The organism is Pseudomonas sp. C8002 (genome assembly GCF_013385765.1).
GTDB lineage: Bacteria > Pseudomonadota > Gammaproteobacteria > Pseudomonadales > Pseudomonadaceae > Aquipseudomonas.
Map to the genome: position 1 here is coordinate 180,229 of NZ_JACAPJ010000004.1, position 15,512 is coordinate 195,740.

Annotated in this window: 12 protein-coding genes; all 12 read left to right on the top strand. The window is 55.9% G+C overall.

All coding sequences use genetic code 11. The features are described from left to right. Positions 1-163 precede the first annotated feature (163 nt). The 12 genes from serC (at position 164) to HX814_RS06255 (ending at position 15,506) form a co-directional block, all read left to right on the top strand. Positions 164-1,249, top strand: coding sequence for a 3-phosphoserine/phosphohydroxythreonine transaminase (gene serC / locus HX814_RS06200; protein ID WP_003218814.1), 1,086 nt, complete (start codon positions 164-166; stop codon positions 1,247-1,249). Next, entirely contained in the window at positions 1,249-2,343 is a 1,095-nt protein-coding gene (gene pheA / locus HX814_RS06205; RefSeq protein WP_003218812.1) for a prephenate dehydratase, read from the top strand. The genes serC and pheA overlap by 1 nt, the downstream gene beginning before the upstream one ends. Positions 2,344-2,352: 9 nt before the next feature. Further along, complete coding sequence (gene hisC, locus HX814_RS06210) at positions 2,353-3,465, top strand: histidinol-phosphate transaminase (RefSeq protein ID WP_008437685.1); 1,113 nt, start codon at positions 2,353-2,355, stop codon at positions 3,463-3,465. A 28-nt stretch (positions 3,466-3,493) separates the two neighbouring features. Continuing rightward, on the top strand, positions 3,494-5,704 hold the full coding sequence (locus tag HX814_RS06215; RefSeq protein ID WP_008437686.1) for a bifunctional prephenate dehydrogenase/3-phosphoshikimate 1-carboxyvinyltransferase: 2,211 nt from the start codon (positions 3,494-3,496) through the stop codon (positions 5,702-5,704). Continuing rightward, positions 5,701-6,390 (top strand): (d)CMP kinase, encoded by a 690-nt coding sequence (gene cmk, locus HX814_RS06220; RefSeq protein ID WP_003172653.1) that lies wholly within the window; start codon positions 5,701-5,703, stop codon positions 6,388-6,390. Before HX814_RS06215 ends, cmk begins: the two co-directional genes overlap by 4 nt. Before the next feature lie 119 nt (positions 6,391-6,509). After that, positions 6,510-8,204, top strand: a complete 1,695-nt coding sequence (rpsA, locus tag HX814_RS06225; RefSeq protein ID WP_003218806.1) for a 30S ribosomal protein S1 — start codon at positions 6,510-6,512, stop codon at positions 8,202-8,204. Between the two features lie 339 nt (positions 8,205-8,543). Then, positions 8,544-8,840: an integration host factor subunit beta gene (gene ihfB / locus HX814_RS06230; protein WP_008437689.1), complete on the top strand. Its 297-nt coding sequence runs from the start codon at positions 8,544-8,546 to the stop codon at positions 8,838-8,840. Positions 8,841-8,864: 24 nt separating this feature from the next. Further along, the gene (locus HX814_RS06235) at positions 8,865-9,110 is read left to right on the top strand and encodes a lipopolysaccharide assembly protein LapA domain-containing protein (protein ID WP_008437692.1); all 246 of its coding nucleotides are present in this window, start codon (positions 8,865-8,867) and stop codon (positions 9,108-9,110) included. A gap of 387 nt (positions 9,111-9,497) precedes the next feature. Beyond that, a complete protein-coding gene (locus HX814_RS06240) occupies positions 9,498-10,868 on the top strand; it encodes a Wzz/FepE/Etk N-terminal domain-containing protein (protein WP_177008095.1) in 1,371 nt (456 codons plus the stop codon). A 787-nt stretch (positions 10,869-11,655) separates the two neighbouring features. Next, positions 11,656-12,786: a non-hydrolyzing UDP-N-acetylglucosamine 2-epimerase gene (wecB, locus tag HX814_RS06245; protein WP_008437695.1), complete on the top strand. Its 1,131-nt coding sequence runs from the start codon at positions 11,656-11,658 to the stop codon at positions 12,784-12,786. A gap of 9 nt (positions 12,787-12,795) precedes the next feature. Continuing rightward, positions 12,796-14,061 (top strand): UDP-N-acetyl-D-mannosamine dehydrogenase, encoded by a 1,266-nt coding sequence (wecC, locus tag HX814_RS06250; RefSeq protein WP_008437696.1) that lies wholly within the window; start codon positions 12,796-12,798, stop codon positions 14,059-14,061. Further along, complete coding sequence (locus HX814_RS06255) at positions 14,058-15,506, top strand: mannose-1-phosphate guanylyltransferase/mannose-6-phosphate isomerase (protein ID WP_177008094.1); 1,449 nt, start codon at positions 14,058-14,060, stop codon at positions 15,504-15,506. The genes wecC and HX814_RS06255 overlap by 4 nt, the downstream gene beginning before the upstream one ends. Positions 15,507-15,512: the final 6 nt, after the last annotated feature.

A 15,512-nucleotide genomic window follows, 5' to 3' on the forward strand; every position in this document is an offset into this window, starting at 1 on the left:
AATACGACGCCGCGCCGCTCTTGTAGGAGCCGGCTTGCCGGCGATGGCATCAACTCGATTCAAGTGAAGCGCCGAGTCGTTTGCATCGCTGGCAAGCCAGCTCCTACAGGGTTCCGCGTTGCGGGATGTTGATTGCAGTCCCACCAGATCAGAGAGATTGGATGTGAGCAAGAGAGCCTATAACTTCTGTGCCGGTCCCGCGGCGCTTCCTGAAGCAGTCCTGCAGCGCGCGCAGGGTGAACTCCTCGACTGGCATGGAAAAGGCCTCTCCGTGATGGAAATGAGCCATCGCAGCGATGAGTTCGTGTCCATTGCCACCAAGGCCGAGCAGGATATGCGCGACTTGCTGGACATCCCGTCCGATTACAAAGTGCTGTTCCTGCAGGGTGGTGCGAGCCAGCAGTTCGCCCAGATCCCGCTGAACCTGCTGCCGGAAGATGGCACTGCGGACTATATCGACACCGGTATCTGGGGGCAGAAGGCCATTGAAGAGGCCTCCCGTTACGGTCACGTCAATGTGGCAGGCACGGCCAAGCCCTACGACTACTTCGCGATCCCCGGTCAGAACGAGTGGAAGCTGTCGAAAGACGCGGCCTATGTTCACTACGTGGCAAACGAAACCATCGGCGGCCTGGAGTTCGACTGGGTGCCGGAAGTGGGTGATGTCCCGCTGGTCTGCGACATGTCCTCGGACATCCTCTCGCGCCCGATCGATGTGTCCAAGTACGGCATGATCTACGCCGGTGCACAGAAGAACATCGGCCCGAGCGGCATTCTGGTCAACATTGTCCGTGAAGACCTGTTGGGTCGTGCGCGTTCGCTATGCCCGACCATGCTCAACTACAAGGTCGCGGCCGATAATGGCTCGATGTACAACACCCCGCCGGCCTTTGCCTGGTACCTGTCGGGCCTGGTGTTCGAATGGCTGAAAGAGCAGGGCGGCGTGGCTGCCATGGGCAAGCTCAACGAAGAGAAGAAACGTACCCTGTACGACTTCATCGACGCCAGCGGCCTGTACAGCAACCCGATCAACCTGACCGACCGTTCGTGGATGAACGTGCCGTTCCGCCTGGCGGATGACCGCCTGGACAAGCCATTCCTCGCCGGCGCCGACGAGCGCGGCCTGTTGAACCTCAAGGGCCACCGTTCGGTAGGTGGCATGCGCGCCTCCATCTATAACGCTGTCGATATCCACGCCGTCAAGGCGCTGGTGGCTTACATGGCAGAGTTCGAAAAGGAACACGGCTAATGTCTGAGCAAGAACTCAAGGCCCTGCGCGTACGCATTGACAGCCTGGACGAGAAAGTCCTGGAGCTGATCAGTGAGCGCGCGCGGTGCGCCCAGGAAGTAGCACGGGTGAAGATGGCTTCCCTGGCTGAAGGCGAAGTGCCGGTATTCTACCGTCCGGAGCGTGAAGCCCAGGTGCTCAAGCGCGTGATGGAACGCAACAAGGGCCCGTTGGGCAACGAAGAGATGGCGCGGTTGTTCCGTGAAATCATGTCTTCGTGCCTGGCACTGGAGCAGCCGCTGAAAGTGGCTTACCTGGGCCCGGAAGGCACCTTCACTCAAGCCGCGGCCATGAAGCACTTCGGTCACGCGGTGATCAGCAAGCCGATGGCTGCGATCGACGAAGTGTTCCGTGAAGTGGCCGCCGGGGCGGTGAATTTTGGCGTGGTGCCGGTGGAAAACTCCACCGAAGGTGCCGTCAACCACACCCTCGACAGCTTCCTTGAGCACGACATGGTGATCTGCGGCGAAGTCGAGTTGCGTATTCACCACCACTTGCTGGTGGGCGAAAACACCAAGACCGACAGCATCAGCCGCATCTACTCCCACGCCCAGTCCCTGGCCCAGTGCCGCAAGTGGCTGGACGCGCACTACCCGAATGTGGAACGCGTGGCGGTGTCCAGCAACGCCGAAGCGGCGAAGCGGGTCAAGGGTGAGTGGAACTCGGCGGCGATTGCCGGCGACATGGCTGCCGGCCTGTATGGGCTGACGCGCCTGGCCGAGAAAATCGAGGATCGCCCGGATAACTCGACGCGCTTCCTGATGATCGGCAGCCAGGAAGTGCCGCCGACCGGCGACGACAAGACGTCGATCATCGTCTCCATGAGCAACAAGCCCGGCGCGCTGCATGAGCTGCTGGTGCCGTTCCACGATAACGGGATTGACCTGACGCGAATCGAGACTCGTCCTTCGCGCAGCGGTAAATGGACTTATGTGTTCTTTATCGACTTCGTCGGCCATCACCGCGACCCTCTGGTCAAGGGTGTGCTCGAGAAAATCAGTCAGGAAGCCGTGGCACTCAAGGTGCTGGGCTCTTACCCGAAAGCGGTTTTGTGAGGCTTTAACATGAGTGGCAACTTCCTCGCCCTGGCACAGCCGGGCGTGCAACAACTGTCGCCTTACGTTCCGGGCAAGCCTGTGGACGAGTTGGCGCGCGAGTTGAATCTGGATCCGTCGAAGATCGTAAAGCTGGCCAGTAACGAAAACCCGATGGGCCCAAGCCCCAAGGTGCTGGCCGCGATTCGTGAGGCGCTGGCCGAGCTGACCCGTTATCCCGATGGTAACGGCTTTGAGCTCAAGTCCCTGCTGGCGAAAAACTGCCGCGTTGATATCAACCAGGTGACCCTGGGTAACGGCTCCAACGATATTCTGGAGCTGGTCGGCCGCGCCTATCTGGCGCCGGGCTTGAACGCGGTGTTCAGCGAGCATGCATTTGCGGTCTATCCGATCGTCACTCAGGCCGTTGGCGCCGAGGCGCGTGTGATTCCTGCGAGAGACTGGGGTCATGACCTGCCAGCCATGCTGGCGGCCATCGATGACAATACTCGTGTCGTGTTTATCGCCAACCCGAACAACCCGACCGGCACCTGGTTCAGCGCCGAGGTGCTGGATAACTTCCTGCAGGACGTGCCGGAGCATGTACTGGTGGTGCTGGACGAGGCATACATCGAGTACGCCGAAGGCAGCGACTTGCCGGACGGCCTGGACTTCCTCGCGGCTTATCCGAACCTGCTGGTCTCGCGCACCTTCTCCAAGGCTTATGGCCTGGCGTCGCTGCGGGTCGGTTACGGCTTGTCCACTGCGGTGGTGGCCGATGTGTTGAACCGTGTGCGCCAGCCATTCAACGTCAACAGCCTCGCGCTGGCGGCGGCTTGCGCTGCGGTGCAGGACACCGAGTACCTGGAAGAAGGCCGTCGCCTCAACGAAAGCGGCATGCTGCAATTGCAGGAAGGCTTCCGTGAGCTGGGCCTGGGCTGGATTCCGTCCAAGGGCAACTTCATCTGCGTCGACCTCGGTCAAGTGGCGGCTCCTGTGTTCCAGGGCTTGCTGCGCGAGGGTGTGATCGTGCGTCCGGTGGCCAATTACGGCATGCCGAACCACCTGCGCATCACCATCGGTCTGCCTGCTGAAAACAGCCGCTTCCTCGAAGCGCTGGCCAAGGTTCTGGCTCGTGGTTGATGTCACTGCATTGCAACCTGCTGTACCTATGATCGGTCGCCTGGTGGTGGTCGGTTTGGGATTGATCGGCGGCTCCTTTGCGAAGGGCCTGCGGGAAAGCGGCCTGTGTGGCGAAGTGGTCGGTGTGGACCTGGACCCGCAATCGCGCAAGTTGGCGGTGGAGTTGGGTGTGGTGGACCGTTGCGAGGCTGATCTCGCTGTAGCCTGCCAGGGCGCGGATGTCATTCAGCTGGCGGTGCCGATCCTGGCCATGGAGAAGTTGCTGGCGCTGTTGGCCGGCATGGATCTGGGCCAGGCAATCCTGACCGATGTCGGCAGTGCCAAGGGCAATGTGGTGCGTGCGGCGCGGCTGGCCTTTGGTGGCATGCCTGCGCGGTTTGTGCCTGGGCATCCGATTGCCGGGTCCGAGCAGAGCGGGGTGGAGGCGTCCAATGCGCAGCTGTTCCGTCGCCATAAAGTGATTCTGACACCGCTGGATGAAACCGATCCTGCGGCACTGGCCGTGGTGGATCGGCTCTGGCGCGAGCTGGGGGCGGATGTCGAGCATATGCAGGTCGAGCGCCACGATGAAGTGCTGGCAGCGACCAGCCATCTGCCGCATTTGCTCGCATTTGGCCTGGTGGATTCGCTGGCCAAGCGCAACGAGAACCTCGAGATTTTCCGCTACGCCGCCGGTGGTTTCCGCGACTTTACCCGGATCGCCGGTAGTGATCCGGTGATGTGGCACGACATCTTCCTTGCCAACCGCGATGCGGTGTTGCGCACCCTGGACACGTTCCGCAGCGACCTCGACGCCTTGCGCGACGCGGTCGATGCTGGCGACGGGCACCAGTTGTTGGGCGTGTTCACCCGTGCGCGGGTGGCACGGGAGCATTTCAGCAAGATTCTGGCGCGTCGGGCCTATATGGATGCTGCAGTAAACGCGGATGACCTGGTGTTTCTCGCCAGTCCCGGTGGCCGCTTGAGCGGGCAGATCCGCGTGCCTGGGGATAAGTCGATCTCCCATCGCTCGATCATGCTCGGTTCTCTGGCGGACGGTGTCACTGAAGTCGAAGGTTTTCTGGAGGGTGAGGACGCCCTGGCGACCTTGCAGGCGTTCCGCGACATGGGCGTGGTGATTGAAGGCCCGCACCATGGGCGCGTCACCATCCACGGGGTTGGCCTGCATGGCTTGAAGCCGGCGCCAGGTCCGATCTATCTGGGTAACTCCGGCACCTCCATGCGGTTGTTGTCCGGTTTGCTGGCGGCCCAGCGCTTCGACAGTGTGTTGACGGGGGACGCCTCGCTGTCCAAGCGCCCGATGAATCGCGTGGCCAAGCCATTGCGCGCAATGGGCGCGGTGATCGAGACCGGGCCGGAAGGGCGCCCGCCGCTGACCATTCGTGGCGGCCAGGCACTCAAGGGGCTGACCTACGCATTGCCGATGGCCAGCGCTCAGGTCAAGTCCTGCCTGTTGTTGGCCGGGTTGTATGCCGAGGGTAAAACCTCGATTACCGAACCGGCGCCGACCCGCGACCATACCGAGCGGATGTTGCGCGGTTTTGGGTATCCGGTGGACGTGGCGGGCGCTACGGCTGCGGTCGAGTCGGGCCATGCGTTGACCGCGACCCATATTGAGGTGCCTGGGGATATTTCCTCCTCGGCGTTCTTTCTGGTGGCGGCTTCAATCGCCGAAGGCTCCGAGCTGTTGCTTGAACATGTGGGTATCAATCCGACCCGTACCGGCGTGATCGATATCCTGCGACTGATGGGCGCGGACATCACCCTGGAAAACCAACGGGAAGTGGGTGGTGAGCCGGTCGCTGATTTGCGTGTTCGTGCGGCGCCGTTGAAGGGGATCGAGATTCCTGAAGCCCTGGTCCCGCTGGCTATCGATGAGTTCCCGGTGTTGTTCGTGGCTGCGGCGTGCGCCGAAGGCCGGACGGTATTGCGTGGGGCAGAGGAGCTGCGGGTCAAGGAGTCCGACCGGATCCAGGTCATGGCCGACGGTCTGCTTGCGCTGGGCGTGAAGTGTGAACCGACACCTGATGGGATTATTATCGATGGTGGCGTGATCGGCGGTGGTGAAGTCCACGCCCATGGCGATCACCGGATTGCCATGGCCTTCAGCGTGGCTTCCCTGCGAGCGGCTGCGCCGATTCGTATCCATGACTGTGCCAACGTGGCTACGTCTTTTCCGAATTTTCTTACACTGTGTGCCCAAGTCGGCATCCGTGTTGCCCAAGAGGCTCAATTGTGAATATCAAAGCACCGGTGATTACCATCGACGGGCCAAGTGGCTCGGGCAAGGGCACGATCGCCGGCATCCTGGCCAAGCGCCTGGGCTGGTGCCTGCTGGATTCCGGGGCGCTATACCGCTTGCTGGCCTTTGCCGCCCGCAACCATGGTGTCGACCTGACCAACGAAGAATCGCTGAAGCTGCTGGCTGCGCATCTTGACGTGCAGTTCGTCGGGGCGACCGAAGGTCATCCCCAGCGCATCATCCTGGAAGGGGACGATGTGACCGACGACCTGCGCAACGAGCAGGTCGGCTCCTGGGCTTCCCAGGTCGCCGCATTGCCGGCGGTGCGCGATGCTTTGCTGCAGCGCCAGCGGGCTTTCCAGGAACCGCCGGGTCTGGTGGCCGATGGCCGCGACATGGGCACGGTGGTCTTCCCCGAGGCGCCGCTGAAGATTTTCCTCACGGCCAGCGCCGAGGAGCGGGCCCGTCGCCGTTACTTGCAGTTGAAGGGCAAAGTCGATGGTGTTAGTCTGTCGAGTCTGCTAGATGAGATCCGTGCACGCGATGAGCGTGATACCCAGCGTGCGGTAGCCCCGCTCAAGCCGGCGGCTGACGCCATACAGCTGGATTCCACGGAGTTGTCCATCGAGCAGGTGCTGGAACGCATCTTGAGTGAGATCGCCATTCGCGATATCGCCGGGTGACCAAGAAGGCCGCAGGGGACCAGTCATAGTCCTGTGGTGCTTCTTTTAATTGAAACTGACCCACACCGTCTGGGGTGTGGAGATGGGCGTATTCTTCGCCCTTATCAACAGGAATTAAAATGAGCGAAAGCTTTGCGGAACTCTTTGAAGAAAGCCTAAAAACCCTGAACCTTCAGGCAGGCTCCATCATCACCGGTGTTATCGTTGATATCGATTACCAAGCTCGCTGGGTAACCGTTCACGCTGGTCTGAAGTCTGAAGCTCTGATCCCGCTGGAACAGTTCTACAACGATGCTGGTGACCTGACTATCAATGTCGGTGACGAAGTTCACGTTGCTCTGGACTCGGTTGAAGACGGTTTCGGTGAAACCAAGCTGTCCCGTGAAAAAGCCAAGCGCGCTGAATGCTGGATTGTTCTCGAAGCAGCCTTCGCAGCTGAAGAAGTGGTCAAGGGCGTTATCAACGGTAAGGTTAAAGGCGGCTTCACTGTCGACGTTAACGGCATCCGTGCGTTCCTGCCAGGTTCTTTGGTCGACGTTCGTCCTGTGCGCGACACTACGCACCTGGAAGGCAAGGAACTCGAATTCAAGGTCATCAAGCTCGACCAGAAGCGCAACAACGTTGTCGTTTCCCGTCGCAGCGTCCTGGAAGCAGAGAACTCCGCCGAGCGTGAAGCTCTGCTGGAATCCCTGCAGGAAGGCCAACAAGTCAAAGGTATCGTCAAGAACCTCACCGATTACGGCGCATTCGTCGATCTGGGTGGCGTCGATGGCCTGCTGCACATTACCGACATGGCTTGGAAGCGTATCAAGCATCCATCGGAAATCGTCAACGTTGGCGACGAGATCGATGTCAAGGTTCTGAAGTACGATCGTGAGCGCAACCGTGTCTCCCTGGGCTTGAAGCAGCTGGGCGAAGATCCATGGGTCGCTATCAAGGCTCGTTACCCAGAAAGCACTCGCGTCACCGCGCGTGTTACCAACCTGACCGACTACGGCTGCTTCGCAGAGCTGGAAGAAGGCGTGGAAGGCCTGGTACACGTTTCCGAAATGGACTGGACCAACAAGAACATCCACCCTTCGAAAGTCGTACAAGTCGGCGACGAAGTGGAAGTTATGGTTCTGGACATCGACGAAGAGCGTCGTCGTATCTCCCTCGGCATCAAGCAGTGCAAATCTAACCCATGGGAAGATTTCTCTGGCCAGTTCAACAAGGGCGATAAAATCTCCGGCACCATCAAGTCGATCACCGATTTCGGTATCTTCATTGGTCTGGACGGCGGCATCGACGGTCTGGTTCACCTGTCCGACATCTCCTGGAACGAAGTTGGCGAAGAAGCTGTTCGTCGTTTCAAGAAGGGCGACGAGCTGGACACCGTTATCCTGTCGGTTGACCCAGAGCGCGAGCGCATCTCCCTGGGTATCAAGCAACTGGAAAGCGATCCGTTCTCCGAGTACGTTCAAGAGAACGACAAAGGCGCAATCGTTAAAGGCATCGTGAAGGAAGTTGACGCTAAAGGCGCCATCATCACTCTGGCCGACGATATCGAAGCGACTCTGAAAGCCTCCGAAATCAGCCGTGACCGCGTTGAAGACGCGCGCAACGTTCTGAAAGAAGGCGAAGAAGTAGAAGCCAAGATCATCAGCGTTGACCGCAAGAGCCGCGTAATCCAGCTCTCCATCAAGTCGAAAGACGATGCTGAAGAGAAAGAAGCCATCCAGAGCCTGCGCGACAAGCCAGCTACCTCTGAGCCTTCTGCTGGTCCTACCACTCTGGGCGACCTGCTGCGTGCACAAATGGAAAAGCAGAACTAAGTTCTGTCAGGCCATAGAAAAAGGGCGACTTCGGTCGCCCTTTTTTGTGCCTGGGATTTAGTGTTGTGCGCAACGTCGCCTTGGTGTTCTGCGGCTGGAGCGCCGTCGTCGCGCTGGCAGCGCGTTCGCGCTTATAGGCTCTATCTGGCAGCGATCGCGCTGGAGTGCCTCCAGTGAGACTGAGCGAGAGCTGGCTGTCGTGGTGCGCAATGCCAACTCTCTTCGAGTTGCACCCCAAGTCTTTGAATATAAGTCAATACATGGGCTGTTCAAATTCCTCCGGTCATGCTAAAACCTTCGAAGCGCTTTTCCTAGCTGCTTGAAAAAGAAGGGAAAAATATGACGAAGTCGGAGTTGATCGAACGAATTGTCACCCATCAAGGGCTGCTCTCATCCAAGGATGTGGAGCTGGCCATCAAGACCATGCTTGAGCAGATGTCCCAATGTCTGGCTACCGGCGATCGGATTGAAATTCGTGGGTTTGGTAGCTTCTCGCTGCACTATCGTGCGCCTCGTGTGGGTCGCAACCCAAAAACCGGGCAGTCCGTCAGCCTTGACGGCAAGTTCGTGCCTCATTTCAAGCCGGGCAAGGAATTGCGCGATCGGGTGAACGAAGACGAAGAAGAAAGCGTCTGAGTGTTTTTGGGGTAGGAGAAGGTTATGCGTGGGGTTAAGCGCGTTGTTCTGGTGCTGGCTATGCTAATTGTCGTGCTGGCAGTGTTGGGGTTCGTGCTGGAAAACCAGCAGGGCGCGTCTCTTTCATTCCTGGGCTGGGTGACCGGGCAGATGCCGGTGTCGGTGTTTGTGGTCGTGGCCTTGATAATTGGAATGCTGCTGGGGCCGCTGTTTAGTGTCATCGTTGGGTGGGGCCGACGTCAAAAGTCCATGCCCGCAAGGCGTGGGTAGAGGCTCAATGGTTATTGTGTCACTCGCGAGCCGTTCGTCGGATTTTTCTGGTGCGGTGCGCATCGGTTACGTCGAGTGAACGGCATGTGGTAAGTCCGGCGATACCACTGACTATTGTCTCGCGGCTACGAAATTTGCTTTTCTGTCCTTCTCGGACGGCCTATATAAGGGTTGCCCCTATCTGTGTAGGAAGACTCCTACAGATATGTCAAGACTTGTAATATGTCAGTGAGATGGCAAAATGGAATCTGTTCTCGATAACAGGCATTTTGTGCGCTAAAGTCCGGCAGCGACGCTGGGTTTTTTCGGCCATATAACTAAAATAAAAATACACAATCTTGTCTGCATAACGAGCCCGCAGTTTCTCTTTGAAGGCAGGTTTTTGTTGTGAGTAGTAGCTTCCGTGCTCCCCCGGTTCGATCGTCCGACGAAATTGATTTTGTGCGACTTTTCGCGTCTGTCTGGCAACAAAAAAAACTTCTGCTTTTCGTCACTCTCGGGGCGGGATTGATTGCGGCGTCCTACGCATTTTTAGCTTCCCCTGTATATAAGGTCAGCACGGTTTTGCGGCCTGCGGCGATTAATGATTTGGATGCGCTAAATCGATCAGAGATATATCAGCTTCCTCCGGCTGACGCGCTCCTCAAAGTGGGCGCAGCGCTCGACTCTTATGATACGCGCCTGAGCTATTTCAAGAAAAACCAGAAGCTTTTCGAGAAATTTGTTCGTCCTGGGCAGACTCTGGAGCAGAGTTTTCAGGAGTTCAATCATGACTCTATTCGTTTGATTCTTCCTGATGCAGATAAGAAAAATTCGCTGAGTTCCTACATCAAGCTCGAGATGATGTATCCGAAAGGCGTCGACGGCGTCTCTATTCTTAATGGCTTTGTCGACTACGCTATCGAAAGTGAGCGCGAACGCGTCACGGCTGATTTGAATGTGATCGTTAAAAACCGTTTGAGGGAGCTTAAAGGCAAGCTCGATTCGGCTCGTTCAAACTACGATATTGAAAAAGAAGCCAAAATAGCGTCATTGCGAGAAGCTGACTCGTTGAAACGCGCGCAATTGCAGGATGAGTTGAAGGCGCTGCGTTCGCAGTTGAAAACCTTGCGTAGCGACCGTATTGCTCAGCTGAATGAGGCTATAGGGATTGCCCGTTCCCTGGGCATTCAAAAGCCGGCTACGCCTTCTTCACTTGGTGAATCGGCCGTGACGAACGCTGGTAGCGTGATGCGTACTGAGGTGAACAACCAGCAGATCCCACTTTATTTTATGGGGGTAGATGCGCTTAAGGCTGAGCTTGCTGCATTGCAGTCACGCAAGTCGGATGATTTTACCGAGTCGCGCATCGCTCAAATCGCCAGGGAGCTTCAGTTGCTCGCATCCAACCGAGAGATTGAGGTCCTCGATGCTCGAAAAAATGAAGATATCTTTCTTGCCGGCGTTCAACCGTTGAGAACAGAGATTTTCCGTTTGAGTAGCCTGAATATCGACCTGGCGAAGCTGCGGCTGGTGAGTATTGACCAGCAGGCCCTTGAGCCGTTGGTTCCGTCGAGCCCGAATCGTCCATTGATCATTTTTCTTGGCCTGCTCCTGGGGGCGATTGTCGCGATTGGTATTGCGTTGGTCAGGCAGGCGTTACGTGCTGCTCGCGACAATGCAGAGCGCGATGGGCACGAGCCGGCAGGCTCACTTCTCCATTCGGTCGCTCAGTTGGATCGGCAACAAGAGCCTGGCAATAAGTTAAACCGAAAATAACTCCAAGGCCGTGAAGCTTTTGGCTTCACGCGTTTTCCCCTCGGGGCCGTATTTCTTGCTTTCATACGGAACCTGCATTACGTGCTTGCGCAACTGTGAACCGCCGAGGGCATTCCTGGGTGGTTTCTCGGCTATCAAAAGTTACTAAGACTTTGCGTCGAGTCTTCATGGCGTTTCGGCATTTGATCTTTGTTTACTTGTGCGGGCGTCAAGCGTCCTGCACAGGTTTGTATTGTTGGTTTAATAGTTGATGGTGCACCGCCTAATACGGTTTGATGTGGATTTTTTATGTGCGGTCTCCAGGTTAATGGCTTATGGCTAGTATTGGTTCGGAATTTGATAAGGGCGTCCCGTTCGGCCAGGTCGGTCGTGCAGAGTGCGCCGGCGATTAGCAACGAGCTGCATGGCACAGTCGGGCGTGGGCCCAATTGCGATCTCGGATAGGTCGGGTTCCTGTGGGGCAATAACCAAAAGCCCAATTTCAATGAGAGGTTGCGACGCACCATTGCGGTGAAGCGGCTCACCGCAAATGTTGCGGTAAAACCTTGTCCTGTCCTGAACTGAGGGGGGGATGATGGGGTCTCATGGGGCGTGTGGTTGAGCCAGCCAGGCGTTATGTTGGCACGCTTGTTGATGATATGCTGCGCTGCAAAGCAGAGGCGGTTGCAGTTGGAGCGGCGAAAACTCGCTTGCGCGTAATCGGTAGGTCAGGCAGGGGCATGGCAGCGTTGCTGGTTTCCAGACTGATTCTCTGACTAAATAATGATATGGAATCGTTGGTAATCTAATGACTTTAAAGATCTTGAGTGTTTTCGGTACGCGACCGGAAGCTATAAAAATGGCTCCATTAGCTTTAGCGTTGAATGCAGATGAGCGTTTTGAGGCCAAAATCTGCGTCACGGGTCAACACCGTGAAATGCTGGATCAAGTGTTAGAGTTATTTAAACTTGAACCTGACTTTGATCTTAATATCATGAAGTCGGGTCAAGACCTTACCGACGTGACAACTGGTATTCTTCAGGGAATGAAAGAGGTCTTCCGGACTTATCGGCCGGATATTGTCTTGGTGCATGGTGATACCGCTACGACCTTTGCAACTACATTGGCGGCGTACTATCAGCAAATTCCTGTGGCTCATATCGAAGCTGGGCTTCGCACCGGAAATTTATATTCTCCCTGGCCGGAAGAGGCCAATCGAAAGTTGACGGGAGCACTCGCGCTTCTTCACTTCGCTCCTACTGAACGATCGCAACAGAATTTACTGCGTGAAGGGGTGTCACCTGACGCGATTCATGTGACTGGGAATACTGTAATCGACGCTCTGCTTGAGGTCGTACAGAAGCTCGAGACCAATGACCAGTTAAAACAGAAGTTCTCCGAGCAGTTCGCATTTTTACCTGCTCAACGCCGCGTCATCCTTGTGACAGGGCATCGGCGTGAAAGCTTCGGCGATGGATTCGAAAGGATCTGCAGTTCGTTGGCTTCGATTGCCCATGAGTTTGATGATGTGGAGATCGTGTACCCCGTTCATTTGAATCCAAATGTCCGTGAACCGGTCAACCGTTTGTTGGCTGGTATAAAAAATATTCACCTCATCGAACCATTGGATTATCTACCTTTTGTCTATTTGATGAATCGGTCGTACTTGATTCTGACGGACTCCGGTGGTGTGCAGGAAGAGGCACCTTCTTTGGGCAAGCCCGTGCTGGTCATGCGGGACACTACCGAGCGGCCTGAGGCGATTGAGGCGGGTACCGTCAGATTGGTCGGTACAGAGAAGGACAAGATAGTTCACCACTTGCGTGAGCTTTTACTTGATCAGAAGGCTTACGAGGAGATGAGCGTTGCTCATAATCCTTATGGTGACGGTCACGCCTGCATGCGTATTGTTAATGCTCTAGCCACTTTCAAAAATTAAGGTTTGGTCATGGATTTTTCCACTATTTCTGTAATTGGTTTGGGCTATATAGGTTTGCCAACCGCAGCCGTTTTTGCTGCGCGAAAGTTAAAGGTCATTGGTGTCGACGTTAATCAAAAGGCCGTTGATACGATCAACGGCGGACAGATTCATATCGTTGAGCCTGATTTGGACATAGTCGTGCACGCGGCCGTGACCGAGGGGTATCTGCGCGCCAGTACACGACCTGAGCCGGCGGACGCCTTCTTGATTGCGGTGCCCACTCCTTTCAAGGATGGTCATGCTCCGGACCTTTCTTACATTGAGTCCGCAAGCAAATCCATTGCGCCAGTATTGAAAAAGGGGGATCTGGTCATCCTCGAGTCCACTTCTCCCGTGGGTGCGACTGAAAAGATGTCGGCATGGCTGGCTGAAGCACGCCCTGACCTGACGTTCCCGCAGACCCATGGCGAGGCGTCGGACATTCGCGTGGCTCACTGCCCTGAGCGCGTGCTTCCCGGTCACGTGTTGCGCGAGTTGGTACAGAATGATCGCGTCATCGGCGGGATGACACCCAAGTGCTCAGAAGCCGCCACACGTCTGTACAAATTGTTTGTGGAGGGCGAGTGCATTATCACCAACGCCCGAACAGCAGAAATGTGCAAGTTGACCGAGAACAGCTTTCGCGATGTGAATATTGCCTTCGCGAACGAATTGTCGATGATATGCGATAAGTTCGATGTCGATGTGTGGGAGCTTATCAAGCTCGCCAACCGGCACCCTCGCGTCAATATCCTCCAACCAGGACCTGGCGTGGGTGGGCATTGCATCGCCGTCGACCCTTGGTTCATCGTGAGTCAGGCTGAAGGCCAGGCGAAACTGATCCAAACTGCACGCGAAGTCAATGACTCAAAACCGTCGTGGGTTATGGAGAAAGTTGATGCTGCTGTGGCCGATCATCTGTCGAGTCACCCCGGGAAGTCGGAAAAAGACATTGTTATCGCGTGCTTCGGCCTGGCATTCAAACCTGATATTGATGACCTGCGGGAAAGTCCATCTCTGGAAATTACGAAAAATATCTCAAGCCGGCACGCCGGGAAGGTTATTGTCGTAGAACCTAATATTGATTCTCTGCCTGCGACGTTGCCGAACGCTGAGTTGTGCACAATAGAAGAAGCGTTTGAGCGCGCGGATGTCTTGTTGTTACTGGTGGATCACAAGCCATTCAAAAGTGTTTCTTCTTCACTTCTCGAGGGTCGCCGGATTGTTGATACCCGGGGAATCTGGCTTGTATGAAAATTCTTCCGGTTATTATGTCTGGAGGCTCGGGAACGAGACTCTGGCCGCTTAGCAGAACTCTTTACCCGAAGCAGTTTCTGGCAATTTCGGGGCGGGAGACGTTGTTTCAGCAGGCGATTGCCCGACTGTTGAAGATTGACGGTCAAGGCTCGGATTTATTGGCTCCATGCATCGTTGCCAACGATGAGCATCGTTTCCTGTGTCTCGACCAGATCCGGGAAATGAACGTTTCTAAAGCTGTTGTCATTCTTGAACCGGTAGGACGCAATACGGCCCCTGCGCTTACGTTGGCGGCGCTTTATGCGCGCGATGAGGTGGGAGAGGAGATTGACCCGGTTCTGGTCGTTGTCCCGGCCGACCAGATGATTCTCGATATTCAAGCTTTTACTGACACGGTCAGTAAAGCGATCGATGTTGCGAAAGACGGCAGCATTGTGATCTTGGGGATTACGCCTGATCGCCCTGAGACGGGTTATGGTTATATCCACTCGGCAGATCCCTCTACCGTCAAGAGGGTGGATGCGTTTGTTGAAAAGCCTGAGCGGACAACCGCAGAAAAATACCTGGAAGATGGAAGCTATTTCTGGAATAGCGGTATTTTTGTGCTGCGCGCGTCAGTCTGGTTGAAAGCACTGGGCGCGTTCAGAAGTGACATCTTCGATGCCACTGAGGCCGCGTGGAAGGGCCGAGTTGAAGATAATGGGTTTATTCGACCACAACTTGACGCGTTTTCCCTGATACCGCCTGAGTCGATTGACTATGCCGTGATCGAGCATTGCGCGAAAACGCCTTCAGCTGGCCTGACGTTGAAAATGCTCACGATGGATGCCGGTTGGTCTGACCTTGGAGCATGGGATGCTGTTTGGCGTTCGAGTGAAAAGGACGAAAAACAAAACGCTACCCATGGCGACGTAATAATAGACTCCAGCTCCAATACATTGGTTTACGCCTCTCACCGTTTGGTAACGGCCGTGGGGCTTGAAAATATTGTTATCGTCGAGACGCCTGATGCCGTATTGGTTGCGGATAAAGATCGTAGCCAGGGTGTGAAGGCTATTGTCGAAGCGTTGAATATCAAGGCCAGGCCAGAATCAAAGCTTCATCGTCGTGTTCATCGCCCATGGGGCTGGTACGACAGCATAGATTCGGGCTCGCGCTTTCAGGTGAAGCGGATATTGGTGAAGCCGAAAGCAACCTTGAGTTTGCAGAAGCATTACCATCGGGCGGAGCATTGGATTGTTGTGTCTGGCACCGCTGAAGTCACCTGTGAAGATCGTGTTTTTCAGCTGAACGAAAACCAGAGTACTTATATCCCTATTGGCCATGTTCATCGCCTTTCCAATCCTGGCACCATTCCTCTTGAGATCATAGAGGTGCAGTCGGGAACGTACTTGGGTGAGGATGATATTGTTCGATTTGACGATACCTATGGACGTGTTTAAGGCTTA